The sequence below is a fragment of the Brevundimonas sp. AVps7 genome (assembly GCF_058681545.1).
Genome location: NZ_CM178742.1, coordinates 2,730,933 through 2,754,731 on the forward strand (window position 1 = coordinate 2,730,933; position 23,799 = coordinate 2,754,731).

A 23,799-nucleotide genomic window follows, 5' to 3' on the forward strand; every position below is an offset into this window, starting at 1 on the left:
CGAATGGGGCGACTTTCGGGACGGCAACCTTTGCCGGGCGGGCCGTCAGGGATCGTCAGGGCTCGCCTCAACGGTTCCGGCAGGCCCGTTCGGTGTTGAACGTCGGCCGGTACGCGCCGCCCGGGAAGCCTGCGGGCACGTCAAAGGGCGCCGTCTGGCGAATCGCCCTCAACGCACCGTCAGCCGCCGCGCGATAGACGGCGTCGGAGCGCGCATTGCGCAGCGTCGGCCCGGCCGTGATCCGCCCGTCCGCCGACAGCGTCAGGTCCATCTCGATCCGCAGCTGGTTCGCGCCGGGGATATCGCAGGGCAGGGTCCAGTTCGGATAGACCTGGTTGAAGATGGCGGTCAGCTGCGGCCCGGTCGCCTGGGCCGCCTGTCCCCGTCCCTGCTGGCCGGTGGCCGGACGCGGTCCCGGCGTCGGCGCGGGGCGACGCGGCCCCGCGAGCGCGTCGAGATCCAGCGACGGCTGCGGCTGGGCCGGCGCCGGGCGAGGCGGCGTCGGGCGCGGAGGCGTCGGCCTCGGCGGCGTTGGCCGGGGCGGGGTTGGCCTTGGGGTCGGCGTCGGCGTGGGACGCGGTGTCGGAGCCGGCGGCGTGGGCGCCGGCGGGACTGGTTCAGGCGGCGTTTCGACGGGCGCCGTCGCGGCCTCTTCCGTCACCAGCTCTTCCGACGGATTGTCGGGTGCGGCCGCCTCGACCACCGCCGAGGAGATGATCGACACAGGCACCGACGACACGGTCGGCATGATCTCGGCCTCGCTTTCGGGCCAGCGGATCAGGAACATCGCCGCGACGGCGGCATGCACCAGGATCGCGCCGAGGATCGCCGGGGATGGCCGCGACTTCGTCACGCGCTCAGGCCTCGGGCTCTTGAGATGAGGAGGCCGGGGCGGCTTCCGCCGTGTCCGTGATCAGGTTCAGCTTGGTGAAGCCCGCCGCCGACAGCCGCGCCATCACCCGCGCCACGGCCTGATAGGGCGCGCGCCCGTCGGCCCGCACGAAGATCGACAGATCCTCACGGTCGGCGCCCTCGGCAGCCTCGGCCACCCGGTCCGTCAGGGCGTCATAGGCCGTCTCGTCGCGCTGGACGAAGATCGCGCCCTCGCGGTCGATCGACACCGTCACCGGCGGCTTGTCGGTCTCGACCGCGCTGGCCTCGGTCTTGGGCAGTTCCACCGGAACGCCCACGGTCAGCAGCGGCGCCGAGATCATGAAGATGATCAGCAGCACCAGCATCACGTCCACCAGGGGGGTGACGTTGATCTCGCTCAGCGGCCGTTTCCGGGCGCGGCGTCGACCCCGGACGTGGCCTCCGCCCCCGCCTCCACCCATCGCCATGGCTCAGACGCTCCGGCGGAAGTTCAGGTCCGAGGACGGAGCCGGCGGCGGGGGCGGCGGAGCGACCGGGGCCGATCCTCCGCCCAGACGGCGCGCCACGGCGGCCTGCAGGTCGTCGGCGAAACTTTCCAGACGGCCGGTGAACTTGCCCGCGTCGATCGAGAACTTGTTGTAGGCGATATAGGCCGGGATGGCCGCCGCCAGACCCACGGCCGTGGCGAACAGGGCCTCGGCGATGGCCGGCGCCACAGTCGTCAGATTGGTGTTCCCCGCCGCGGCGATCCGTCCGAAGGCGTTCATGATACCCCAGACCGTGCCGAACAGGCCGATGAAGGGAGACGCCGTGGCGACCACCGACAGCACGCCCAGACCCTCTTCGATGCGCTGACCCTCGCGCGCAATCAGGGAGTCGAGGCTGCGGTCGATCCGCGAAATAAGCATATTGCCTTCGGTGTCGGTCAGCGGGCCCTTGCGACGGGTCTCGCGCCAGTCCGACAGGGCGATGACCAGCATGCGCGGCAGGGCGTGCGCCGGCTCCGGCCCGGCTTGGGCCGCCACATCCTCCAGCGACCGCCCCGAGGCGATAGCCTTTTCGAAGGCGTTGGCCTGATTGTTCAGGGCGGTGAAGCGGAACGCCTTGTCGATGATGACCGTCCACGACCACACCGAGGCGACGGCCAGACCGACCATCACGCTCTTCACCACCCAGTCGGCGGTCATGAACAGCGTCACCGGGTTCAGCATCGAGACTTCAGCGGCGGTGGCGGCGACGGTCATGGGCAGGTCCTGGAAGAATAGTCGAAGTCTATCGAGCCACGCGGCGTGGCGGTTCTATGGCCTAGGGGCGGATTGGCCGGCCGTCCATTCCTGACGATACGGCGCGCGAGTCTAGCCGCGCCGGGGGTTCCAGCAAGTTACCAATCCGTCAGTCGCTGGCCAGCCAGGGTGTCACCGCCTCGACCAGGGCCTTGGTCGGTCGACGGGGCCGGCCGTCCAGATGGATGCAGACGGCGGTGACATCGGCCCGGCACAGCGCCTCGCCGTCCCGCTCGATGACCTGGGAGATCAGCAGCCGCACCCCCTTCACCGCGTCATAGGTCGTGCGCACCACAAGCGCGTCGTCGATCCGCGCGGGCTTGACGAAATGCAGCGTCATCTCGGCCACCACGAAGGCCAGCGGCGGATCGATCTCCAGCAGCTGCGCATGGCCGATGCCCGCCAGTCTCAGGAAGTCCGACCGCCCGCGCTCGAAATAGCGGACGTAGTTGGCGTGATAGACCACCCCGGTGAAGTCGGTGTCCTCGTAATAGACCCGCACCGGCAACAGGTGCGCCCGGCCTTCGAAACGGCCTGCGGTGGGAGCGTCGGGATGGGTCATCAGACGGGCGGCCGGGGCGAACGGGCGAAGGCGGGACAGAACTGTTCCGTCAGGTCGCGGAACTCGGTCGGCAGCGGCTCGTCGGCGAACAGGATACGGCCGATGCGCGAAACGAAAGCCACCGGCTCATGGGTCGCGCCGCCGCGGCGATTGCGCGGGGCCGCATAGCCGCACACCGCCGGCTCGGCGCCGGCCTCGACGTAGCGAACCTCCCAGTCGGGTCCCCGCTGCTCGCGCACCTGTCGTTCAGCCCTCGCAAAAGGCGTCTCGGCGGATCGCGCCGCCCGCTCACGGACGAACACCCACGCACTCAGCCCCCCCAGAATGAGGACAGCGATCCCCAGCACGGGAACCAGGGTTCTGACGGTGAAACGGTTGCGCGCCATCGCCGCCAGCATGACCGGCTTTGGCGATCAGGTGAAGCTCAGCGATCCCCGAACAGATCGCCGGCCTGTGTCACGATCTTCGGCGGCTCGGTCAGGCCCAGGTGCGCATAGGCCTTTGCACAGGCCATCCGCCCGCGCGGCGTCCGCTGGATGAACCCCTGTTGCAGCAGATAGGGCTCGATCACGTCCTCGACCGCGTCGCGCGCCTCGGCGATCGCGGCCGCCAGCGTATCCATCCCGACCGGCCCGCCGCCGTAGTTTTCGATGAGGGCCTTCAGGAACCGCCTGTCGTTGGAATCCAGCCCGACCTCGTCGATCTCAAGGCGACTGAGTGCTCGAGCGGCTGCCAGCCTGTCGATCACCGCCGCGCCCTCGGCCTCGGCGAAATCCCGCACCCGGCGCAGCAACCGCCCGGCCACGCGCGGCGTGCCCCGCGCCCGCGACGCGATCTCCCGCGCCCCCTCATCGTTGATCGCCGCCCCCATCTTGCGCGCCGCCCCGGTGATGACCCGTACCAGTTCGTCGGGGGTGTAGAATTCCAGCCTGAGCGGAATCCCGAACCGGTCCCGTAGCGGCGTCGCCAGCAAACCCGCCCGCGTCGTGGCCCCGACCAGGGTGAAGGGCGCCAGATCGATCCGCACCGAGCGGGCAGAAGGCCCCTCGCCGATAATCAGGTCCAGCACATGGTCCTCCATCGCCGGATAGAGGATCTCCTCCACCGTCGGGGCCAGCCGGTGGATCTCGTCGATGAACAGGACGTCGCGCGGTTCGAGATTGGTCAGGATGGCGGCCAGATCCCCCGCCTTGGCCAGGATCGGTCCCGAGGTCGCCCGGAAACCCACGCCCAGCTCCCGCGCCACGATCTGCGCCAGCGTCGTCTTGCCCAGCCCCGGAGGTCCGAACAGCAGCACGTGGTCCAGCGCCTCGTTCCGCCCCCGCGCCGCGTCGATGAAGACCTTCAGATTGCCCTTGGCCTGCTCCTGCCCGACGAACTCCGACAGGGTCTGCGGCCGCAACGCGCGGTCATAGGTTTCGCCGGGGGCGGGCTCGGGGGAAATGATGCGGTCGTCGGTCACCGCCCCAGCTCCTGCAACGCCGCCCGGATCACGGCCGACAGTTCGGCATCCTCACCCAGCCGGATCAGCGCATGATCCACGGCCCGCCGCGCATTCACCTCGGCCATGCCCAGACCCAGCAACGCCGACACGGCCTCGCCCGTCACGCTCGGAACCGGCGCGATGACCTCGGCATGGACGCCCGCCGCCGACGGCGTGAACGACACATCGCCCAGCGACTTGCCCTTCAGCTCGGTGACGATCCGCAGCGCCAGCTTCGGCCCCACGCCGTTGGCCCGGCCCACCGCCGCCTTGTCGTCCCGCGCCACGGCGCTCGCCAGTTCGCCCGGCGGCAGCACGTCCAGCACCGACAGCGCCGCCTTCGGTCCCACCCCCTGAATAGCCAGAAGGGTCGTGAACGCCCGCCGCTCGTCCCGTGTCAGGAAGCCGTAAAGTCGCGGCCCCGCGTCTTCGCTCCACTGCGAATGCACATGCACCGTCGCCTCGTCCCCCGGCGCCGGCAGCCGCCCGAGGGTCCGCGCCCCGCACGCCACCACATAGCCCACCCCCGCGCAGTCGATCAGGCAATGCCCCTCCTCGACCTCTGCCAGCACGCCTCTGAGACGTCCGATCATGCCACGGCCTCCAGCAGGGCCCGCTTGCGCAGCTGCGCATGGGTGATGGCCACGGCCAGCGCATCGGCCGCATCCGCCTTCACCTCGCCACACGCCGGCAGCAGCCGCTTCACCATGAAGGCGATCTGCCCCTTGTCGGCATGGCCCGAGCCGACCACCGCCTTCTTGATCAGGTTTGGCGAATATTCCGCGACCGACAGCCCGGCCCGCGCCGGGGCCAGCATCACCGCCGCCCGCGCATGCCCCAGCTTCAGGGTCGAGGACGGGTTCACATTGACGAAAACCTCCTCGATCGCCGCCTCGTCACAGTCATGGGCGGCGCAGACCTCGCCCACCTTCTCCAGCAGCCACAACAGCCGTTCGGACAGGGCCAACGTTTCCGGCGGCGCGACCACCCCGTGCGCGACCCAGCGCAGACGCGACCCCTCGGCCACGACCACGCCCCATCCGGTGCGGCGCAGGCCGGGGTCCAGCCCCAGGATTCGGGTCGGCCCGTTCTGAATCATAACGTTCGTCATTCGTTCCAGTCATGCCTCAAACAAGGTTGACGGACAATGACCGCCGTCACTCCTCGCGCGGCAGGATCGAGAAGCCCGCCAGGCCGTCCTCGGCGCTGAGCTGGGTCACCAGGCCGTCGATGTCGATCGGCACATGCCCCTTCACCTTGAGATGATGCTCATGGATCGCGCCGTCGTGGCTCATGACATGGCCCAGACGCACGACCTTCACCCCCCTGATGCGCAGCAGTTCGCGCACGTCCACGCCGCTGGGGGCCTCGCCACGCTTCCAGTGCAGGGTCACGTCCATCACCCCGACATGCGGCAGCCTCGCGTCCAGCACGCGCAGGATCCCCAGCACCCCCAGGGTCGCCCCGGCCCCCAGCAGCGCCAAGTTCAGCATCCCGACCCCGAACAGCACCCCGATCGCCGAGGTGACCCACAGCGACGCCGCCGTCGTCAGCCCATGAACCGAGAAGCCTTCCCGGAAGATCACGCCTGCGCAAAGGAAACCGATGCCGGTCAGCAGTCCGTGCGACATCCGCGTCGGGTCGATCACCACCGTCTGCCCCGGCAAGGCCGTGAAAGCCCAGGTCGACTGATGCATGGCCGCCAGCATCAGCAGGCAGGAGGTCAGACAGACGAGAATATGGGTGCGAAACCCGGCCGGATGACCGTGATAGGTCCGCTCCACCCCGATCAGCCCGCCGGCCGTCATGGCCGCCAGAACGGGCCAAAGAAGATTCACATCGAATGCCAAAATACGCTCCGGGAACTGACGAATCTTCACGCTAGTCCCCAAGCATCGGCGTCGGCAAGTCCCGGCACGATCCGGAGCGGGACAAGCCTCATGCTTCGCGCTAGTTTGGACGCCGAACAAAGGGATCGGTCCATGAGCAACAGCGCGGGCGCCGTCATCGCGGCCCAGAGGATGCAGGCCGAGCGCCGGATGATCGAGGCCCTGAAAGCCGCCGAAGCCTTCTCGCCCGACAAGGCCATTCCCCTGGCCCCCGACAGGAACCTGGCCCGGCTCGCCCTGCGCGGCCTGCTCCGCCAGAACGCCATCCGTCAGGCCCAGGCCGGCTTCTACTACCTTGACGAGCCGGTCTACGCAGCCGTCCGCAAGAGCCGCCAGCGGATGCTGATCGGCGTCGGCGTCATCGCCGTCGTCTTCGGCGTGGCCATCGCCATCGCGACCTCATCGAAGGCCCAGACCACGCCGGCGCCCCGCCCCGACCAGCTCGCCTTCCGCGCCCTCTACGAGGAACTGGTCGAGACCAACACCACCCTGTCCGAAGGCAGTTGCACCCTGGCCGCCGAGCGGATGGGCGCCCGCCTGACCGCCGCCGGCTATCCCGCCGCCGACGTCCGCGTCCTCGCCCCTGCGGATCGGCCAAAGGACGGTAACCTCGTCGCCACCCTGCACGGCTCCGACGCCTCGGCCCCGGCCCTCCTGCTGCTGGCCCACATCGACGTGGTCGAGGCCAACCCGTCTGACTGGACCCGCGACCCCTTCACCCTGATCGAGGAAGGCGGCTATTTCTACGCGCGCGGTTCCTCCGACGACAAAGCCCAGGCCGCCGTCTGGGTCGACACCCTGGTCCGCCTCAAGGCCGAGGGCTTCACCCCGACCCGCGACATCAGGATCGCCCTGACCTGCGGCGAGGAGACCGCCGACGTCCACAACGGCGTCGAATGGCTGCTGGCCGAACACCCCGAAACCCTCCAGGCCGGCTTCGCTCTCAACGAGGGCGCCGGCGGCCTGCTGGACGATCAGGGCAATCGCGTCGCCCTCGCCGTCCAGGCGGGCGAGAAGATCTATCAGGACTATACGCTGGAGCTGACCAACCCCGGCGGCCACTCGTCTCGTCCGAGGAAGGACAACGCCATCGTCGCGATGGCGGCCGGTCTCGCCCGCGTCGGCGCTTATGACTTTCCGCTGGAGCTGAACCCGGTCACCCGCGCCTACTTCGCAGCCCTCGCCGACACCCAGCCGCAGCACGCCGCCGACATGCGCGCCCTGACCTCAGGCAGCACCCCGGACGCCGAGGCCGCGGCGCGCATCTCGGCCGCCAATCCGTCGTGGAACGCGACCCTGCGCACCACCTGCATCCCGACCCTGATCGACGGAGGCCACGCCCCCAACGCCCAGCCCCAGAAGGTCACAGCCAACATCAACTGCCGCATCCTGCCCGGCCACACGGTGGCGGAGACTCAGGTCCAACTGACCCGGCTGATGGCTGACGCCGCCATTTCCATCACCCCGGTGGGCCGCCCCAGCCCGACCGCGCCCCCGCCGGTGCTGTCGGACGCCATCATGGGCCCGATCCGCGAGGTCGCGGGCGAGATGTGGCCGAACGTGCCGATCCTGCCGACCATGACCACAGGCGCGACGGACGGCCGCTTCACCAATGCCGCGGGCATCCCGACCTATGGCGTCACCGGCATGTTTGGCGACCCCGACGGCGGCGGCGCCCACGGCCTCAACGAACGCATCCGCGTCCGCTCCCTCTACGAGGGCCGCGACTTCCTGTTCGAGATCGTCAAACGCTACGCCATGCAGGACTGAGCCGGCTCAGCCATTGGCCTCGATATAGGCGTCGGGATCCTTGTTGACCGGCTTCACACCCGTGATGTGATCGGCCTCGAAGGCCGCGAACTTCACGGCCAGCGCGTGCCGCGTCGCCAGCGGCGCATGGCGGCGGAAGTCGGTCAGCCCCTGCCGTTCCTCCTCGCCCATATGTTTGGAGTTGACGACGTTCGCCTTGCCCACCGCCTCGATCCAGGCGCCGGTGCCGACAGGGTATTTCTCGACCGCCTTGACCGCGTCGCGCAGCTTGTTGTGGTCCTCGATGGCGTCCTCGGTCTCGCCCTCGACCGTGCCGTCCTCGGCGTCATTGGCGCCCTCGCCCAGCTTCAGCAGTTCCGGATAGAAGAACCGCTCCTCGGCCTCGGCGTGGACGTCCAGGAAGGCCTTCAGCCGCGACCAGACCGCCGTCAGCGCCTCCGTGTCCTTCGGATCGATCTGCTCGATGATCGAGAACAGCCGCCGTTGCTCGGCGTGGTCGTCGAGGATCAACTGGGTGATGTCCATGGGGCGGCTCCGGCGCGAATGGTGAAGCCTCGATACGCCTGCTGCCCCCGCAGGTTCCGTGCGAACGACTCGCGCGGGCTCAGAAGGGTTCGCGGCTCATGTGCCAGACCCGCAAAACCAGAATGCTTTCAGGCTCGGTCCGGTAGATCAGCAAGAAGGGCGTTCCCGTGACGATCAACTCTCGCCTTCCGTCCGGACGAGCCCGCCCCTTGTTCGGAAAGTCACGCAGACCATTCACTGCCTCCAGCACGCGGTCCTCGGTCGCGATGGCGGCGGAGACATTGTCCCGTGCGATGTAGGTGACGCCCTCTTCCAGATCAGCTTCCGCTTCCGGCGTCCAGATCAGCCTCAAGCCGCACTCGTCCAAAGGATTCGCCGGGCATGCAGTCGCGCGACCACATCATCGTGTGAACTGCCTTTGCCGGCCTCCAGTGAAGCTTCGGCCTCTGCGATCGCGGTTTCCAGGGCGTCATGCTCGCGAGCAATACGTTCAGCGGCTTCCACGAGAAGATCGCCGGACGGCAGCCCCCGAGACGTCGAGACGGCATCCAGCTTCGCCTTCACGGCCTCATCCATCTCGATGGTCACGTGCACGGTCATGGGACGATGCTACCACCGCCCCTGACGGTCGCCAAACTCAGGCGACGATGGGCTGGACCGACCCGCTCTCGACCGGCGCGGGCCGACCGCCGCGCTCGCGACGCGCAGCCTCCAGCGCCGCCGCCGACATCGCGGCCTCGGCGCGGACGCCTTCCAGCTCGGCGCGCAGGGCCGAAGCCTGCTGGCTGGCGGCCTGGACCTTCGCCTGATGCTCGTCCTGCACGGCGGTCAGCTTGGCCTGGATCTTCAGCATCCGGTCCTCGGCGCGGGCGATCGCCTTCTCGTGCGTCGAGGCGGCCTTGGCCAAGGTCTCGGCGCGATCGACGGCGGCCAGACGGGCCACTTCCATTCCAGCGAGACGCTGACGCGTGTCCTCGGTCTCGGCCTCCAGACCCCGGATCCGCTCCATGGCGCGGTCCAGGCTGATCTGCAGCTGTTCGGCCTTGCGCTCCGACCCGTGCGATCCGGCCTGCAGTTCGCTCAGGCGCGAGGCCTGTTCTGTATTCAGCACCTCAAGCCCGTTGGCGCGGGCCGTGGCCGTGTCGAGCCGCGAGGTCAGGGAGGCGATCTCCGCCCGCGCCGTCTCGGTCTGGTTCTCCAGCGCGCGCAGGCTCCGGGCCGATTCACTCTGTTCCGAGGCCGCGCGGGCGCGTTCGGTCGCCAGCTGGCCTTCGCTGGCCGCCGAAGCGCGGGCGAGGGCGGCGATCTCGGCCGAGATTTCGTCCACGCGGCGACGCAGGACCGTGTTTTCTTCCGACGCCAGGGCGTGGTCGCGCTGGATCTGGGCGCGGCCGCTCTCGGACTCGGTCCTGAGCGCCTCGGCCTGCTTCAGCTGGGTGCGCAGAGCCTCCTGGTCCTGCTCCAGCTCCTTGATGCGCTGTGCCGACGCCCGGTCGGTGGCTTCAAGGGCCTCGATCTTCCCGGTGGCGATCGACAACTCGCTGCGCAGGCGATCAGTTTCGACGCGCGCCTCCTGCGAGGCCGCAGTCTGTTCACCCAGTTTTGCGGAAAGCTCGTCGGCGCGCGCCTCGCTCTCGGCCAGGGCGTCGGCCAGACGGCGCGCCTCGGCGGTCAGGTCGTCCAGCCGTCCGCCCGAATCGATGTTCGCGGCGCGCAGGTTGATCAGTTCGACATGGCTGTCCCGCCGCGACTTGAACTCGGCCTCAAGCGGCTCACGAAGTTGGCCCAGCAGGCTCTCGAACGTCCCGAACCGGCGCGCCATGTCGGTCAGCTGATCGAGGCTGTCCTGAATGGTTTCAAAGCGCTCGCCGATCACGCCGGCGGCGTCGCCGTTCTCGCGCTCCTCGGCCGAGGCGCCGGTCTGGCTGCCCTTGCCATTCCGCGACAGAACCCGGTCGATCCTGGACAACATCGTCATAACGCCCCCGTAGACGGACGGATGGAGCCTGACATCGGCGGGCTCGAATCGAGCCGTCCACCCTTCCCGTTCAGAAAGATTAATGGGCGTCGGCGGACGAGTCGATACTGTACGGTCCCGCTCCTGTGGGCGATCCGTCGCTCAGCCTGCGAACTTCGCCATGTCCGCGTCGGAGATGTCCTCGTTGGAATAAACCATCGAGACGTCGTCCTCGGCGTCCAGCGCGTCCAGCAGCTTCATCAGCGTGCCGACCGCGTCGCCGGTGACCGGCACCTCCGTCTGGGGCTTCCAGACGATGGCGGTGGATTTGGCGTCTCCCAGGATTTTCGACATGGCCTCGGCCACTTCGTTCAGGTCCTCGAAGGCGGTCCAGATCACGTGCCCCGGCGCATCCTCATAGATGTCCGGCTTCACCAGATCGGATTCGACGTCCTGGGCGCCCGCCTCGATGGCGGCCTCCATGACGGCGTCCTCGGTGCCGGCCTCGGCGGGGTAGGTGATCTTGCCGACCTTGTCCCACATGAAGGCGACCGAGTTCATCTCGCCCAGCGCCCCGCCGTTCTTCTTGAACGCCGTGCCGATGTTGGAGTTGGCGCGGTTCCGGTTGTCCGTCAGGGCCTCGACAATGATGCCGACGCCGCCGGGGCCCCGGCCCTCGTAGCGGACCTCTTCCATCGTATCGACGTCTCCGCCGGCGGCCTTGTTGATGGCCCGCTGGATTACGTCCTTGGGCAGGCTCTCGGCCTTGGCGTTGTTGATTGCCAGGCGCAGGCGCGGGTTCAGGGCCGGGTCGGGCATGCCCGACTTGGCCGCCACCGTGATGTCGCGCGACAGCTTGGAGAACAGTTTGGAGCGCACCGCATCGGCGCGACCCTTGCGGTGCATGATGTTCTTGAACTTGGAATGGCCGGCCATGTTTGTCTCTTGAAGGGCGCTATCGCTCGCGACGCGGTCGCTCGCTACTTGAGCGCGGATCTCGCTGCTTGAGCGCGGTCCGTGCGTGGGTTCGGGCCGTCTAGCCCGCCCGCGTTGATCTGTCACCAATCGGTCGCCGGAACCGGCGACCCTGCCGGGGATTAGACCAGCCACCGACGGAGCTTGACCATGTCAGACAATCCCCTGCACGACGCCGACGCCTATCTCGAGGATGACCTCGACGACGCCGACATCGTCGAATGGTACGAAAGCCGTCCGGTGACCGTCTCGACCGCCGTCGCCACCGGTTCCATCGTCGCCGCCTTCGCCATCGGCGTTCTCACCGCCGTCGGCGCCCTGGCCCTGCTCGGCTATATGGACGAGGACTGAGGGGTCACCCCGCCTTCAGGTTCTCGACCACACCCCTCAGCACCGCCGGCAAAGGCTTGGGCCGGCGCGTTTCGGCGTCGACATAGACGTGCACGAAATGGCCGATGGCGGCCGGCTCGGCCACACCCCGGCGGAAGACGGCGAATCCGTATTTCACGCTCGACGTTCCGATATGGTCGACCTTGATCCCGACCTCGATGACGTCCGGGAAGGCCAGGGACGAGGTGTAGCGGCAGCCTGAATCGACCACGAGGCCGATCGATTCTTTCAGCGCCCCGCCGATGATCAGGTGGGCGTTCACCGCCGAGTCGACGAACTCGTAGAATTTGGCGTTGTTGATGTGGCCGTACTGGTCGTTGTCCGCCCAGCGCGTCGAGACCGTGTGGTAGGCCTTGTAGGTCGCCCGGTCGGCCAGCGGCCCCTCGTCGCGTTTCGGCATTCTGATTTCGTCCCTCGCAGCGCCGGCTTGATCGCCGATCCTGATAAGACGCTCGGGCTTGGCCTCCGTCGCGTCAAGCGCCTATCGAAGGTCACCTGCGCGTTTCCGACGAGGCTGCTCATGACCCGGACCACCACCCGCGCCGCCGTCCTGCGCGCCATGGGCGCCGCCCGCCCCTATGCCGACAGCCGTCCGCTCTCGATCGAGACCGTGACCCTCGACCCGCCCGGCCCGGGAGAAGTCCGCGTCGCCATCAAGGCGGCGGGCCTCTGCCATTCCGACCTCAGCGTCATCAACGGGGACCGCCCCCGGCCCATGCCCATGGCCCTGGGCCACGAGGCCGCCGGCGTCGTCGAGGAACTCGGCCAAGGCGTCACAGACCTGGCCGTCGGCGACCACGTCGCCATGGTGTTCATGCCCTCCTGCGGCCACTGCAATCCGTGTGCAGAGGGTCGCCCCGCCCTGTGCGAGCCCGGCGCCGCCGCCAACGGCAAGGGCGAACTCCTGACCGGCGGCAAGCGCATCCATCACAACGAGGAGACCCTGAACCACCACCTCGGCTGCTCCGCCTTCGCAGACCACGCCATCGTCTCCCGCCGTTCGCTCGTGAAGATCGATGCGGCCCTGTCATTCGAGGAGGCCGCCCTGTTCGGCTGCGCGGTCCTGACCGGCGTCGGCGCGGTCGTGAACACGGCCCGGATCAAGGCGGGCCAGAGCGCGGCGATCGTCGGCCTCGGCGGCGTCGGTCTGGCCAGCGTGCTGGGCGCCCTCGCCTCGGGCGCCTCGCCCGTCATCGCCGTCGACCTGTCCGAGGACAAGCTGGCCCTCGCCCGCACCCTGGGGGCCGTCCAGACCGTCAACGCCTCGGACCCCGACGCGGTCGACCAAGTCCGTGCCCTGACCAACGGCGGCGCCGACTTCGTGTTCGAGATGGCAGGCTCGGTCCGCGCCCTCGAGGCCGCGTGGAAGATGACCCGTCGCGGCGGCACGACCATCACCGCCGGCCTGCCGCCGCCCGACGCCGCCCTTCCGGTCAATGTCGTGTCGCTGGTCGGCGAGGAGCGCACCCTGAAGGGCTCCTATATCGGGACCTGCGTGCCCAGCCGCGACATCCCCCGCTACGTCGCCCTCTATCGTCAAGGCCGCCTGCCGGTGGACCGGCTGATGAGCGGGACCATCGCACTCGACGACATCAACGCAGGCTTCGACCGTCTCCACGCCGGAGAGGTCGTCCGGCTGGTGGTGACCTTCTAGGTCTTGGGCGCGGCTGCAGCGTCCGGGGAAGGAGCCGCCGCTCCTGTGGCGGGCGTCGCGTCGGCGGTCGGCGCAGCCGCAGCCGCAGCCGCAGCCCTGGCCTCCTCGGCCTCGGCCGCGGCCATCGCCTCGGGCGAAAACATCGGGTTGATACCCTTGTCGCAGTAGTCGAAGAAGTCGGTGATCTCGGACTTGCCTGCATCCTTGGCGACCAGCCGCATGTCGGCCCCGCTCAGTCCAACGTCGATCGCGCCGCTGGATTTCAACGCGGTCAGCACCGGATGGTCGGTCGGCACGGACGTCGAGGGTCGGAAGGTCCCGGTCGCCGTGCCGGAGGTCAGCACCGCCTCCTCCTCAAAGCCCCAGTTCATCTGCACCGTTTTCGTTTCCGGCAGACACGACATCCCGAACACGCTGACCCCCTCGGCCCAGTCGCCGTCGCCGAAGTCCAGTTCGCCGGTCCCGCCGTGCGGCGTGAAATGCCAGTCCCAGGTCGCCGGCATGGCGTCGCCCGAGGGCAGGGTCGCCTGGCCGGACGTCCCGGTTTCGCCCTGGCCGGACGGCTGGCAGGCCGCAAGGGTCAGCGCGATGGCGACGACGGACAGGGTGCGGATCATAGGGTCGTCTCTCACTCACCGTCCCCCCGACGGCGAATTAACCCTAGGCCTCGAAGGGCTGTTTCGCCAAGGCGTGACAATCGGCTAAGGCAGGGCTGGAGCGACCCAAAGTTCTCAAAGGAAACCCACCTATGGCGACCGAACTCTACGACCTGACCGTCCCGCCCTTCTCGCGCGGCCTGCGCGCCCTGTCCGGCCTGCTCGACAAGGCCGTCGCCCATGCGAAGGCGACAGGCGTCGATCCTGAATCGTACCTGTCGCTGCGCATCATCGACGACATGAACCCCTTGGTGAAACAGGTTCAGACCGCCTGCGACAGCCCCAAGCTCTGCGTCGCCCGCCTGTCCGGCGTCGCCGCCCCGGTCAACGACGACAGTGAGACGACCATCGCCGAACTGCAGCAGCGGATTGCCGACACCCTCGCGTATCTGACCTCGGTCCCGCGCGACAAGGTCGATGGCCAGGAGGGCAAGGAAGTCACCCTGACCTTCCCCGGCGGCGAGATGAAGTTCCTGGGCCAGCCCTATGCCACCGGCTTCGCCATGCCGAACTTCTACTTCCACCTGACGACCGCCTACGACCTGCTGCGCGGCGCAGGCGTGCCGATCGGCAAGCGCGACTTCATGGGCGCGCCGGGCTGACAGGGTACGGCGGCCGACACAGGAACCATCGTCGGCCCCGACACTTCCCGTACCGTCAGTTTACGGAAGAGTTCGGTCGCGTGGTCGTCAAACAGTTCAAGGGCCGGGGTCGCCGCGCCATCCTCAACGTCCGCGACGGAACCCGGCCGGGCGGCTGGCTGTTTCGCCTCTACATGGCCTGGTTCTCCAACGGCCTGACGAAGCGCTAGGCGCGCCCCAGCAGCGCCTCGACCTCGTCGCGTGTCGGCAGCGACGGCTGGGCCCCGGCCCGCGTCGCCGCCAGCGCTCCGGCGGCGCAGGCGAAGGTCAGGGCGTCCTTCGGCTCCATCCCGTCCAGCAGCGCCACGACGATAGCGCCCACAAAGGCGTCGCCCGCCCCCGTCGCATCGATTGCCGTCACGGCGGGCGGCGTGGCCCAGGCCATCTTGACGCCCCGGTGATACATCTCGGCCCCCCGCGCGCCCTGGGTGATCACCACCCGACCCCCGCCACGGTGCAGCAGGTCGCCGTAGAAGGCCGCCTCGACTTCGTTGACCACGATCAGGTCGCAGCGTTTCAGCAGCGCCTCCGACACCGGCTGGGCGGGCGCCAGATTGGCGCAGACGAACCCGACCGCCCGGCCCACCGCCGCCTCCACCGTCTCGATGGGCAGTTCCAGCTGCACGATCAGCGGGCTTTCGATCCGCGCCGGCAGCTGTTCCGGCGTCACCAGATGGTTCGCCCCTGCCGCCACCACGATCTGGTTCTCACCCATCGGATCGACCGCGATCAGGGCCACCCCCGTCGGAGCCGCGATATCGACCACGACCCCCGACAGATCGACCCCGAAACCCTCCATCAACGCGAGGGCCTCCTGCGCCATGGCGTCGTCTCCGACCCGCCCGATCAGATTGACCTCGGCGCCCAGCTTCTCGGCCGCCAGCGCCTGGTTCGCGCCCTTGCCGCCCGGATGCCGCGCCAGGGTCGCCCCCGTCACCGTCTCCCCCGCCGCCGGCAAGGCCGGCGCCGAGGCCACCAGATCCAGGTTGATCGATCCGACCACGGTGATGTTCATCGAGTCGCCCCCAACCGTTCGGTGATCAGGTCGAACACCCCCTGCCCATCCGCCTCGACGGCCCACAGATGCCGCGCGCTCGCCGGATCGACCCGGAAATCCACCGCCGTATGGCCGCGAGTCAGTTCGCTGTCGGTCTCGACCTCGATCCGGCAGGGTTGCAGCCGGAACAGTTCGGGCTTCAACAGCCACGCTACCGTACACGGATCATGCAGGGGGGCTGCGTCCCAGCCGACGATGTCCCGCTCGATCCGCTGCGAGAACCGCACCATCGACGCCGCTGTCAGCGCCGGCCCGTTGCCCACCGCTTCCAGCGCCCGGATCCGTTCCTCGGTCCCGCGCACCTGATGCGTGGCGTCCAGCCCGAACACAACCATCTCGCAAGCGCTGGCGAAGACCTCCGCCGCCGCGTCCGGATCGGCCCAGATGTTGAACTCCGCCGAGGCGGTGATATTGCCGCCCTCCGACCGCGCACCGCCCATGACCACCACCGGCCCCAGCCGTTCGGCCAGACGCGGCTCGGCCCTCAGGGCCAGGGCGACATTGGTCATCGGCCCCATGACGGCCAAGGCCACCGACTTCGGCGGCGCCTCCATGACGATCCGCACGATGGCGTCGACCGCCGAACCCTCCGCCGCCGGAGCATCCGGATCGACGGCCTCCAGATCGCCAAGCCCCTCGGCCCCGTGGAACTCGCCCGCCCCCGCCGGTTCGCGCCTCAGCGGCCGCGCCGCCCCCGCATACACGGGCACCTCGTCCCGCCCCGACACCTGCCGGATGATCCGGGCGTTCCGCGTCGTCTTTTCGACCGGCACGTTTCCGCCCACCGTCGTGACGGCCAGCAACTCCAGCTCCGGCGAGGCGAAGGCCAGCAGCAACCCGACGGCGTCGTCCACGCCCGGGTCGCAATCAATGATCAAGCCCTGTCTTTTCACCCTCCCTGAATGCGACCGCTCGCGCATCCCCGCAACGAAAAAGGGGCGCGCCGTCTCCGGCGCGCCCCCTCATCCGGTTGGAAAGGCTGGTCCTACAGGCCGACCACGCCGCCGTCGTCCTTGGTGATCACGATCGTCGCCGAGCGCGGGCGCGAGCCCGTGCCGCCGGTCTGGCTTGCGGGCCAGAACGAGGACGGCGTCGTCGCCGAGCCGTTCTCGCCCGGGTGCTGGATGTTGACGAAGATGGTCTTGCCGTCCGGCGTCGAGTCGATGCCGGTCAGTTCGCATTCCTTCGGTCCGACCAGGAAACGACGCAGCGACATTCCCGGAGCCTTGCCGACGAAAGTCGACTGGGTGCGGGTGGCGCCGGTCGCGTCCGTGTTGGTGATCGTCCGCGCGCCGCCGTCGCCGACGTTGCCCGGCTGGGCGACCAGCATCATGCAGTTGGTCTTGTCGGTCAGGGCGCCGTCGTCGGTCTGGATCCACAGCAGCGGATTGACCAGGCCGGAGGCGTTCTGCGGCCGGCCGAACCACAGGCCGTCCGGCGACGAGAAGTCGTTGGTCGCGTCGAGGCCCGACAGGTTGATGTTGGCCGCGTTCAGGTCCGAGTCGGCGCCGAAGGCGTAGATGTCCCACTGGAAGGTGGTCGCCTCAGGATTGTCGCCCGTCTCGCGCAGACGGATGATGTGGCCGTTCGGATTGCCGAACTGGGCCGTGTTGGTGGCGCCGCGCGGGTCGTTGTAGTGGCGCGGATTGGCGGCGTCCGTGGCGTTGAGCGGGCGGCTGCCTGCGTTGGTGTTGGTCAGGGTCAGGTAGACCTCGCCATTGACCGGATTGACGGCGGCCCATTCGGGACGGTCCATCTTGGTCGCGCCGACGGCGTCGGCGGCGAGGCGGGCGTTGATCAGGACGTCGGCCTGGTTGGCGAAGGCATAGGTCGGGTTGGCGGCCGTGACTGCGCCCGTGCCGAAGATCAGCGGCAACCAGACGCCCCGGCCCGTCGCGTCATAACGGGCGACGTAGAGGGTGCCGTTGTCCAGATACTTGTCGCCGATCGCGAGGCGGTCGGCGCTCTGCGCGTCGGCGGCGACCCAGGGGGTGGCCGAGACGAACTTGTAGAAATACTCGCCGCGCGAATCGTCGCCCATGTAGAAGACCGGACGACGGCCGGCGACGAAGTTTGCGGGCCAGGCGCCCTCGTGGCCCATGCGGCCCAGCGCCGTGCGCTTCCTCGGCGTCGAGGCGGCGTCATAGGGGTCGATCTCGACCACCCAGCCGTACTGGTTCGGTTCATTGCGGAAGTCCGCCGTCGCGCCAGAGCCGGTGGCCGAGGCGTTCCACTTGGCGAAGACGGTCGAACCGGGAACGGTTGGAACCACCGAGGCCCAGCCGTTGGCGCCGCCCGCGCCCTGCGACACGCCGTACCGGTTCAGGGCGACGACTTCCTTCGCGGTCCGCGCCGCATTGTCCGTGGACGAACGACGGAAATAGCCGGCCCAGTTCTCTTCGCAGGTCAGGTAGGAGCCCCAGGGCGTGTAGCCGTTGGCGCAGTTGTTGACGGTGCCGCGACCCGCCACGCCCGTCGGCGAGAAGACGGTGCGCATCTGCGCGTCGCCGCGCGCCGGGCCGCGAATGTCCATCGGCGTGTTCGGGGTGATGCGGCGGTTGAAGGTCGAGTTCTGGACGTAGTTCCAGCCCGACGTCCCCTTCAGGACCTCGATCACGGCCACGCCGTGGGCCTCGATCTCCTTGATGGCCTCGGCTTCGGGGCGGACGCCGCCGACCGAGGTCGGACCGTTCGGGTGCAGATAGGCGGCCGTGATGTTCTCGTGGTTCATGGCCAGAAGGCCGCGCGCCGAAGAGTTGTCGTCGCGCAGACCGGTCGTCGCGCCCAGGCCGAAGAAATACAGGGCGTCGTGGTGATCGCCCGCACGGCCAGCAAAGTTCGTGTCGGTGCCGTTGTTGGCATAGGCGGGGGTCGTCGCGTTGATCGGATCGCCCAGGCGATACAGGACCGAGACCGAATAGCCGGCCGGCACGGTGACGACGTCCAGCAGGTTCTTGGCGACGGCGTTGAATCCGAGCACCGCCGGGCTGACCGTCACGGTCGTCTGGGCGATCGAGACGACGCTGTTCGCACCGGAAGAGTTGAACGCGAACACGAGCGGCGTGGCGGCGGCCACGCTCGGTGCGGTGAAGGTGGCCGTGGTGGAGTTGGCGTTCGTAAGGGTTACGGTCGGCCCCGACACCTGCGTCCACAGCACGCCTGTCGCGCCCGTCGAAGAACCGGTCAGGGTGACCGTCTTGCCCGAGGTCGTCGCGCCGGAGGCTCCGGCAGACACCGTGGAGTCCGTCGTCGGGGTGTCACCGATATCGCAGCCGGCCAGGCCGAACAGGGCGGCGACCGAGGCCATGCCGCCCATGACGCCGCGGCGCGACTGGCGCTCTACCAGGATCGAACCGAAGGTCGGGTTGGACGAGGTGTTCAGCTCGATGTCGCCGTCGTCATGGCGGCCGGTCAGGTGGATCTCGGACATGGTGTGCTCCCCGGAATGTCTGGGGCGCAGCGGTAGCGACCGTGCTTGTGGAGTTCGTGTCCGAAATATTGCCGTTTTATATTGCGAACAAGTCGCACAATACAAGGCGATTACAGCTGATCCGCGACCGGATCATGTATCGGATCAGTCGATACAGGCCCTGACACAGGCTTCGGCTAGGACCTCTGCTGAATCCACAAGCGGAACAGAGACATCGGGCGCGTCGAGCAACAGCGGAACCTCCGTACACCCGGCAATCACCGCATCGGCGCCCGCGACGTTGAGCGCCTCGGCCAGTCGCGCCATGGCCGCACGATTGTCCACACTCACGTCGCCCCGCTTCACGCCATAGACGCAGGCCATGAAGGCGGCGCGGTCGTCGCCCTGCAGAACCACCGGCTTCACCCCGGCCGCCGTCAGCGCCGCGACGTACAGCGCCTCTCCACCCGGCGTCGCCAGGATGCCGATAGAGCGCGCGTCATATCCCTTCGCCGCCGCCACCGTCGCCGCGATCATGTCGATGAAGGGCAGGCCCGCCGCCACGATCCCCGGCTTCTGCGCATGCGCCGTGTTGCACGGCATGGCCAGCACCTCGGCCCCCGCCGCCTTCAGCCGCATCGCCATCCGCCCCAGCTCGGCCTCGGCCTCGCCCGGCCGCGTGTTCCGGTCCGGCACCTGGGGGTTCATGTCCATCACGACCCGGATGTGATCCGCATCCCCCTCCGCCGGCGTCAGCGCCTGCACCCGCGCCAGAAAGGCCACCGTCGCGGCGGGACCCATCCCGCCGAGAACGCCCAGAACCTTGCTCATCCGAACATCGGCTCCAGCTCGCCCTGATAGCCGAACATCCCCTGCGCCCCGCCGGTGTGCAGGAAGACGATCCGTTCGCCCTCGAACCGGCCCGCCTTCGCGAGCGCGATCAGCCCCTTCATCGCCTTGGCCGAATAGACGGGGTCCAGAACCAGCCCGTCTGTCCGCGCCGCCAGCATCAGGGCGTCGGCCACGCCCTGGTCGATCAGGCCGTAGCCCTCCCCGACATAGTCGCAGTCGGCCACCACCATGTCGTCGGTCACCCGGTCCGGATGCCCCAGCAGGGCGGCGGTCTCCTTCGCCAGCTTCAGGACATTGGCTTCCTGTTTCTCCTTCGGCGCCCGCACCCCGATGCCCAGCACCGGAATATCGGCCCCCAGCACGGCCAGACCGGCGACCAGACCCGCATGGGTCCCGGCGCTGCCCGTCGCCGTCACGATCCGGTCGATGGCCAGATCCAGTTCGTCGGCCTGGATCACGATCTCGCGCGCGCAGTCGACATAGCCCAGCGCCCCGACCGGATTCGAGCCGCCGCCGGGGATGACATAGGGCTTTCCGCCGCGCGCCCGGATCTCGGCCGCCGTCTTCTCCAGCTCGGCCGGCATGTCCGATCCTCCGGGTACGGAGCGAATGACCGCGCCGAACAGCCGGTCCATCAGGACGTTGCCGTTACGCGTATAATCGACCGCCTTCGACCCGGTCCGCTCCTCGAGGATGACCTCGCACTTCAGCCCCATGGTCGCGGCGGCGGCGGCCGTCTGGCGCACATGGTTCGACTGCACGGCGCCCTGGGTCACCAGCGTATCCGCATCCTGCTCGAAGGCGTCGCCCAGCAGGAACTCGAGCTTGCGCGTCTTGTTGCCGCCGCCGGCCAGCCCCGTGCAGTCGTCGCGCTTGATCCACAGGTCGATGCCCAGCGCCTGCGACAGGCCGGGCGCGGGCTCCAGCGGCGTCGGCAGATGGGCGAGGCGCACGCGAGGGAAACGGGCGAGATGCATGGGGACGGCCTTTCGGGTTCGTCCCTCTCCTATCGCGCCCCGCCTTCCGTGCGAAGCCTCAGGCGGCGCGCGACTGACCGACCTCGAGCGCTTCGTGCATCAGGGCGACGATCCCGGCCGCCGACTCATCCGGCGTCGCCATCAGTCGCTCCAGCACCGGGGCCGTCTCCGGCCCGATGCGCGAACTGGCCATCGTCCAGTCCGTGAAACGCCGCTCGGCGATCGGCCGCCGATCCAGAATGACGATGTCCCGGTGCCGGGGATCGGGCGCCAGCCGCCGCAGCAGGGCGTCCAGCGCCCCGGACGTCCCCTCGATGACCTGGATGAACCGGCCGTCGTGGGCCGCGAGCGCCCCGGTCAGGCCGTCGCGCGCGTTGTTGCGCTGCGACTCGCCAAGGATCGTCGCCATGTTCAACAGGCTGTCGGTCCGTCCTGTGGCCGTGCTGGCGTAGAGCAGGCGTTCAAGGTGCGGCATCACTCACTCCACAGATCTTCTGCAACCTGTGCGCCTCGACCTGTATCCGAGCCGTAAACAGCCGATATCAACCCGGAAACGTCCGATTCCCGACACAGTCGCCCGCATCGAAGCCCCTTCACCCGCCCGCGAGCCCGAGGATTGCCCGCCGCCGGCCATCGGCCTATCGTCGCCGCGTTCTCCCGGGGGCGGCGCCTGAGCCGCTGAGATAGGCGTAAGCGCCTGACCGGCCGAACCTGATCCGGGTCATGCCGGCGAAGGGATGGGAATGTCTTTTCCATCCGTGCACCCCGGCGCAGGCCGGGGTCCAGATCACGGACCCGGTCTCGACCGATCGGGGCGCGGTCCTGGATCCCGGCCTTCGCCGGGATGCACGGACAGAAGAGCGATCACGCCCGGCGTCGGCGCGACCCTCTGAAACCACAGAGGCCGCCATGAACGTTCACGTCACCCCCGCCGAGCAACCCCACGAGCCCAACGTCGAGCTCGCGCTGAAGGACGCTCGTGAAGAGGTCATGCGCGAGACCGGCACCATCCCCACCGGCGAGCGCGCAGGCTCCCGCAAGGTCTATGTCGCCGGCGAACTCTACCCCGACATCCGCGTCCCCTTCCGCGAAGTCGCCGTCCACCCCAGCGCCAACGAGCCGCCGGTGACGATCTACGACTCCTCCGGCCCCTACACCGACCCGACCGTGACCATCGACATCAAGCGCGGCCTGCCCCTGGTCAAATCCAGCTGGCAGCTGGATCGCGGCGACATCGCGCCCGTCCTCAACCCGCGCGAGGTCAAGCCCGAGGACAACGGCCACGCCTCCGGCCGCCACCTCGCCCCCCGCTTCGACGTGTCGAACCACAAGGTGTTCAAGGGCGTCGAGGGCCGCCCCGTCACCCAGTACGAATACGCCAAGGCCGGGATCATCACGCCCGAGATGGAATATGTCGCCATCCGCGAGAACCTGCGCCGCGAACAGTCCGCCCCCTGCATCCGTGACGGCGAGGACTTCGGCGCCAGCATCCCCGACTTCGTCACCCCCGAGTTCGTGCGTCAGGAGATCGCCCGCGGCCGCGCCATCATCCCGCACAACATCAACCACCCCGAGGTCGAGCCGATGATCATCGGCCGCAACTTCCTGGTGAAGATCAACGCCAACATCGGCAACTCGGCCGTCCTCTCGTCAGTGGACGACGAGGTCGACAAACTGGTCTGGGCCACCCGCTGGGGCGCCGACAACGTCATGGACCTGTCGACGGGCCGCAACATCCACAACATCCGCGACTGGATCATCCGCAACTCCAGCGTCCCCATCGGCACCGTCCCCATCTACCAGGCGCTGGAGAAGGTGAACGGCGTCGCCGAGGACCTGACCTGGGAGGTCTATCGCGACACCCTGATCGAACAGGCCGAACAGGGCGTCGACTATTTCACCATCCACGCGGGCGTCCGCCTGCCCTTCATCCCCATGACGGCCAAACGCGTCACCGGCATCGTCTCACGCGGCGGCTCCATCATGGCCAAATGGTGCCTCAGCCATCACCGCGAGAGCTTCCTCTACGAGCATTTCGAGGACATCTGCGACATCATGCGGGCCTACGATGTCTCCTTCTCCCTCGGCGACGGCCTGCGTCCCGGCTCCATCGCCGACGCCAATGACGAGGCCCAGTTCGCCGAACTCCGCACCCTCGGCGAACTGACGAAGATCGCCTGGGCCAGGGGCTGTCAGGTCATGATCGAGGGCCCCGGCCACGTGCCGATGCACAAGATCAAGGCCAATATGGATGAGCAGCTGAAACACTGCCACGAGGCGCCCTTCTATACGCTCGGGCCGCTGACCACCGACATCGCCCCCGGCTACGACCACATCACCAGCGCCATCGGGGCGGCCATGATCGGCTGGTTCGGCACGGCCATGCTCTGCTACGTCACGCCCAAGGAGCATCTGGGCCTGCCCGACCGTCAGGACGTCAAGGACGGCGTCATCACCTACAAGATCGCCGCCCACGCCGCCGACCTCGCCAAGGGCCACCCCGCCGCCCGCCTGCATGATGATGCTTTGTCACGCGCGAGGTTCGAGTTCCGCTGGGAGGACCAGTTCAACCTCGGCCTCGACCCCGAGACCGCCCGCAAATACCACGACGCCACCCTGCCCAAGGAGGCCCACAAGACCGCCCACTTCTGCTCCATGTGCGGCCCGAAATTCTGCTCGATGAAGATCAGCCAGGACATCCGCCGGGATGCGGCGGCGCAGAACGACGCGGGCGGGTCGCTGGAGGACGCCGAGGCCGGCATGGCCGAGATGTCGGCGAAGTTCCGGGCGGGGGGGAGTGTGGTGGAGGTGAAGGTTTAGAAGCCGGCGCGCTGCCGCTCGCTAGG

At 68.6% G+C, this 23,799-nt stretch carries 28 protein-coding genes and 1 riboswitch; of the genes, 6 read left to right on the forward strand and 22 right to left on the reverse strand.

The genetic code is table 11. The features are described 5' to 3' along the window. Positions 1–67: 67 nt before the first annotated feature. From ACW17Y_RS13620 to ACW17Y_RS13660, 9 genes are all read right to left on the reverse strand, one after another. Positions 68–853, reverse strand: coding sequence for a hypothetical protein (locus ACW17Y_RS13620; protein WP_492036223.1), 786 nt, complete (start codon positions 851–853; stop codon positions 68–70). A 4-nt stretch (positions 854–857) separates the two neighbouring features. Continuing rightward, positions 858–1,340, reverse strand: a complete 483-nt coding sequence (locus ACW17Y_RS13625) for an ExbD/TolR family protein (RefSeq protein ID WP_492036224.1) — start codon at positions 1,338–1,340, stop codon at positions 858–860. A 3-nt stretch (positions 1,341–1,343) separates the two neighbouring features. Continuing rightward, a complete protein-coding gene (tolQ, locus tag ACW17Y_RS13630) occupies positions 1,344–2,117 on the reverse strand; it encodes a protein TolQ (protein ID WP_492036225.1) in 774 nt (257 codons plus the stop codon). A 148-nt stretch (positions 2,118–2,265) separates the two neighbouring features. Then, entirely contained in the window at positions 2,266–2,718 is a 453-nt protein-coding gene (gene ybgC, locus ACW17Y_RS13635; RefSeq protein WP_492036226.1) for a tol-pal system-associated acyl-CoA thioesterase, read from the reverse strand. Then, positions 2,718–3,104, reverse strand: a complete 387-nt coding sequence (locus ACW17Y_RS13640; RefSeq protein ID WP_492036227.1) for a hypothetical protein — start codon at positions 3,102–3,104, stop codon at positions 2,718–2,720. Before ACW17Y_RS13640 ends, ybgC begins: the two co-directional genes overlap by 1 nt. Positions 3,105–3,142: 38 nt before the next feature. Next, positions 3,143–4,180, reverse strand: a complete 1,038-nt coding sequence (ruvB, locus tag ACW17Y_RS13645) for a Holliday junction branch migration DNA helicase RuvB (protein WP_492036228.1) — start codon at positions 4,178–4,180, stop codon at positions 3,143–3,145. Continuing rightward, the gene (gene ruvA / locus ACW17Y_RS13650; RefSeq protein WP_492036229.1) at positions 4,177–4,794 is read right to left on the reverse strand and encodes a Holliday junction branch migration protein RuvA; all 618 of its coding nucleotides are present in this window, start codon (positions 4,792–4,794) and stop codon (positions 4,177–4,179) included. Before ruvA ends, ruvB begins: the two co-directional genes overlap by 4 nt. Next, positions 4,791–5,312: a crossover junction endodeoxyribonuclease RuvC gene (gene ruvC / locus ACW17Y_RS13655; RefSeq protein WP_492036230.1), complete on the reverse strand. Its 522-nt coding sequence runs from the start codon at positions 5,310–5,312 to the stop codon at positions 4,791–4,793. The genes ruvA and ruvC overlap by 4 nt, the downstream gene beginning before the upstream one ends. A 46-nt stretch (positions 5,313–5,358) precedes the next feature. After that, positions 5,359–6,081 carry an MgtC/SapB family protein gene (locus tag ACW17Y_RS13660; protein ID WP_492036231.1) on the reverse strand — a complete coding sequence of 241 codons (723 nt, stop codon included), beginning with the start codon at positions 6,079–6,081 and terminating at the stop codon, positions 5,359–5,361. 102 nt (positions 6,082–6,183) lie between these two features. Here ACW17Y_RS13660 and ACW17Y_RS13665 point away from each other — a divergent pair, with 102 nt between their 5' ends. After that, positions 6,184–7,860, forward strand: a complete 1,677-nt coding sequence (locus ACW17Y_RS13665) for a M20/M25/M40 family metallo-hydrolase (protein WP_492036232.1) — start codon at positions 6,184–6,186, stop codon at positions 7,858–7,860. Positions 7,861–7,866: 6 nt separating this feature from the next. Here ACW17Y_RS13665 and ACW17Y_RS13670 read toward each other — a convergent pair whose 3' ends face one another. The 5 genes from ACW17Y_RS13670 to ACW17Y_RS13690 form a co-directional block, all read right to left on the reverse strand. After that, a complete protein-coding gene (locus ACW17Y_RS13670) occupies positions 7,867–8,385 on the reverse strand; it encodes a hemerythrin domain-containing protein (RefSeq protein WP_492036233.1) in 519 nt (172 codons plus the stop codon). A 79-nt stretch (positions 8,386–8,464) separates the two neighbouring features. Beyond that, positions 8,465–8,737, reverse strand: a complete 273-nt coding sequence (locus ACW17Y_RS13675; RefSeq protein ID WP_492036234.1) for a type II toxin-antitoxin system RelE/ParE family toxin — start codon at positions 8,735–8,737, stop codon at positions 8,465–8,467. Further along, on the reverse strand, positions 8,734–8,985 hold the full coding sequence (locus tag ACW17Y_RS13680) for a hypothetical protein (protein WP_492036235.1): 252 nt from the start codon (positions 8,983–8,985) through the stop codon (positions 8,734–8,736). The genes ACW17Y_RS13675 and ACW17Y_RS13680 overlap by 4 nt, the downstream gene beginning before the upstream one ends. Before the next feature lie 37 nt (positions 8,986–9,022). Next, entirely contained in the window at positions 9,023–10,363 is a 1,341-nt protein-coding gene (locus tag ACW17Y_RS13685; RefSeq protein WP_492036236.1) for a hypothetical protein, read from the reverse strand. 141 nt (positions 10,364–10,504) lie between these two features. Next, positions 10,505–11,278: a YebC/PmpR family DNA-binding transcriptional regulator gene (locus tag ACW17Y_RS13690; RefSeq protein ID WP_492036237.1), complete on the reverse strand. Its 774-nt coding sequence runs from the start codon at positions 11,276–11,278 to the stop codon at positions 10,505–10,507. Positions 11,279–11,467: 189 nt separating this feature from the next. Here ACW17Y_RS13690 and ACW17Y_RS13695 point away from each other — a divergent pair, with 189 nt between their 5' ends. Then, the gene (locus ACW17Y_RS13695; RefSeq protein ID WP_492036238.1) at positions 11,468–11,668 is read left to right on the forward strand and encodes a hypothetical protein; all 201 of its coding nucleotides are present in this window, start codon (positions 11,468–11,470) and stop codon (positions 11,666–11,668) included. Between the two features lie 4 nt (positions 11,669–11,672). Here ACW17Y_RS13695 and ACW17Y_RS13700 read toward each other — a convergent pair whose 3' ends face one another. Next, a complete protein-coding gene (locus ACW17Y_RS13700; protein ID WP_492036239.1) occupies positions 11,673–12,107 on the reverse strand; it encodes an acyl-CoA thioesterase in 435 nt (144 codons plus the stop codon). Positions 12,108–12,227: 120 nt separating this feature from the next. Here ACW17Y_RS13700 and ACW17Y_RS13705 point away from each other — a divergent pair, with 120 nt between their 5' ends. Next, positions 12,228–13,361 carry a zinc-dependent alcohol dehydrogenase family protein gene (locus tag ACW17Y_RS13705; protein WP_492036240.1) on the forward strand — a complete coding sequence of 378 codons (1,134 nt, stop codon included), beginning with the start codon at positions 12,228–12,230 and terminating at the stop codon, positions 13,359–13,361. Here the strand turns inward: ACW17Y_RS13705 and ACW17Y_RS13710 are convergent. Next, positions 13,358–13,978 (reverse strand): hypothetical protein, encoded by a 621-nt coding sequence (locus ACW17Y_RS13710; RefSeq protein WP_492036241.1) that lies wholly within the window; start codon positions 13,976–13,978, stop codon positions 13,358–13,360. The two genes, ACW17Y_RS13705 and ACW17Y_RS13710, sit on opposite strands and share 4 nt — an antisense overlap. Positions 13,979–14,109: 131 nt before the next feature. Between ACW17Y_RS13710 and ACW17Y_RS13715 the strand changes: the two genes are divergently transcribed. Together ACW17Y_RS13715 and ACW17Y_RS13720 are read left to right on the forward strand one after the other, a co-directional pair. Then, positions 14,110–14,619, forward strand: coding sequence for a DUF1993 domain-containing protein (locus ACW17Y_RS13715; RefSeq protein ID WP_492036242.1), 510 nt, complete (start codon positions 14,110–14,112; stop codon positions 14,617–14,619). Between the two features lie 80 nt (positions 14,620–14,699). Next, complete coding sequence (locus tag ACW17Y_RS13720; protein WP_492036243.1) at positions 14,700–14,828, forward strand: hypothetical protein; 129 nt, start codon at positions 14,700–14,702, stop codon at positions 14,826–14,828. Here ACW17Y_RS13720 and ACW17Y_RS13725 read toward each other — a convergent pair. The 6 genes from ACW17Y_RS13725 to ACW17Y_RS13750 all read right to left on the reverse strand — a co-directional run bounded on the left by ACW17Y_RS13725 (position 14,825) and on the right by ACW17Y_RS13750 (position 21,428). Then, on the reverse strand, positions 14,825–15,673 hold the full coding sequence (locus tag ACW17Y_RS13725; protein ID WP_492036244.1) for a ribokinase: 849 nt from the start codon (positions 15,671–15,673) through the stop codon (positions 14,825–14,827). The two genes, ACW17Y_RS13720 and ACW17Y_RS13725, sit on opposite strands and share 4 nt — an antisense overlap. Next, positions 15,670–16,593 (reverse strand): nucleoside hydrolase, encoded by a 924-nt coding sequence (locus tag ACW17Y_RS13730; protein ID WP_492036245.1) that lies wholly within the window; start codon positions 16,591–16,593, stop codon positions 15,670–15,672. Before ACW17Y_RS13730 ends, ACW17Y_RS13725 begins: the two co-directional genes overlap by 4 nt. A gap of 107 nt (positions 16,594–16,700) precedes the next feature. After that, positions 16,701–19,145 carry a PhoX family protein gene (locus ACW17Y_RS13735; RefSeq protein WP_492036246.1) on the reverse strand — a complete coding sequence of 815 codons (2,445 nt, stop codon included), beginning with the start codon at positions 19,143–19,145 and terminating at the stop codon, positions 16,701–16,703. 144 nt (positions 19,146–19,289) lie between these two features. After that, positions 19,290–19,955, reverse strand: a complete 666-nt coding sequence (gene cuyB, locus ACW17Y_RS13740; RefSeq protein ID WP_492036247.1) for a cysteate racemase — start codon at positions 19,953–19,955, stop codon at positions 19,290–19,292. Then, a complete protein-coding gene (gene cuyA / locus ACW17Y_RS13745) occupies positions 19,952–20,953 on the reverse strand; it encodes a D-cysteate sulfo-lyase (protein WP_492036248.1) in 1,002 nt (333 codons plus the stop codon). The genes cuyB and cuyA overlap by 4 nt, the downstream gene beginning before the upstream one ends. A gap of 58 nt (positions 20,954–21,011) precedes the next feature. Further along, complete coding sequence (locus tag ACW17Y_RS13750) at positions 21,012–21,428, reverse strand: BLUF domain-containing protein (protein WP_492036249.1); 417 nt, start codon at positions 21,426–21,428, stop codon at positions 21,012–21,014. 173 nt (positions 21,429–21,601) lie between these two features. Further along, positions 21,602–21,708: riboswitch (TPP riboswitch) on the forward strand. Positions 21,709–21,943: 235 nt separating this feature from the next. On the opposite strand from ACW17Y_RS13750, the gene thiC reads away from it, so the two are divergent. Beyond that, positions 21,944–23,773, forward strand: a complete 1,830-nt coding sequence (thiC, locus tag ACW17Y_RS13755) for a phosphomethylpyrimidine synthase ThiC (protein ID WP_492038304.1) — start codon at positions 21,944–21,946, stop codon at positions 23,771–23,773. The last annotated feature ends 26 nt before the right edge of the window (positions 23,774–23,799 follow it).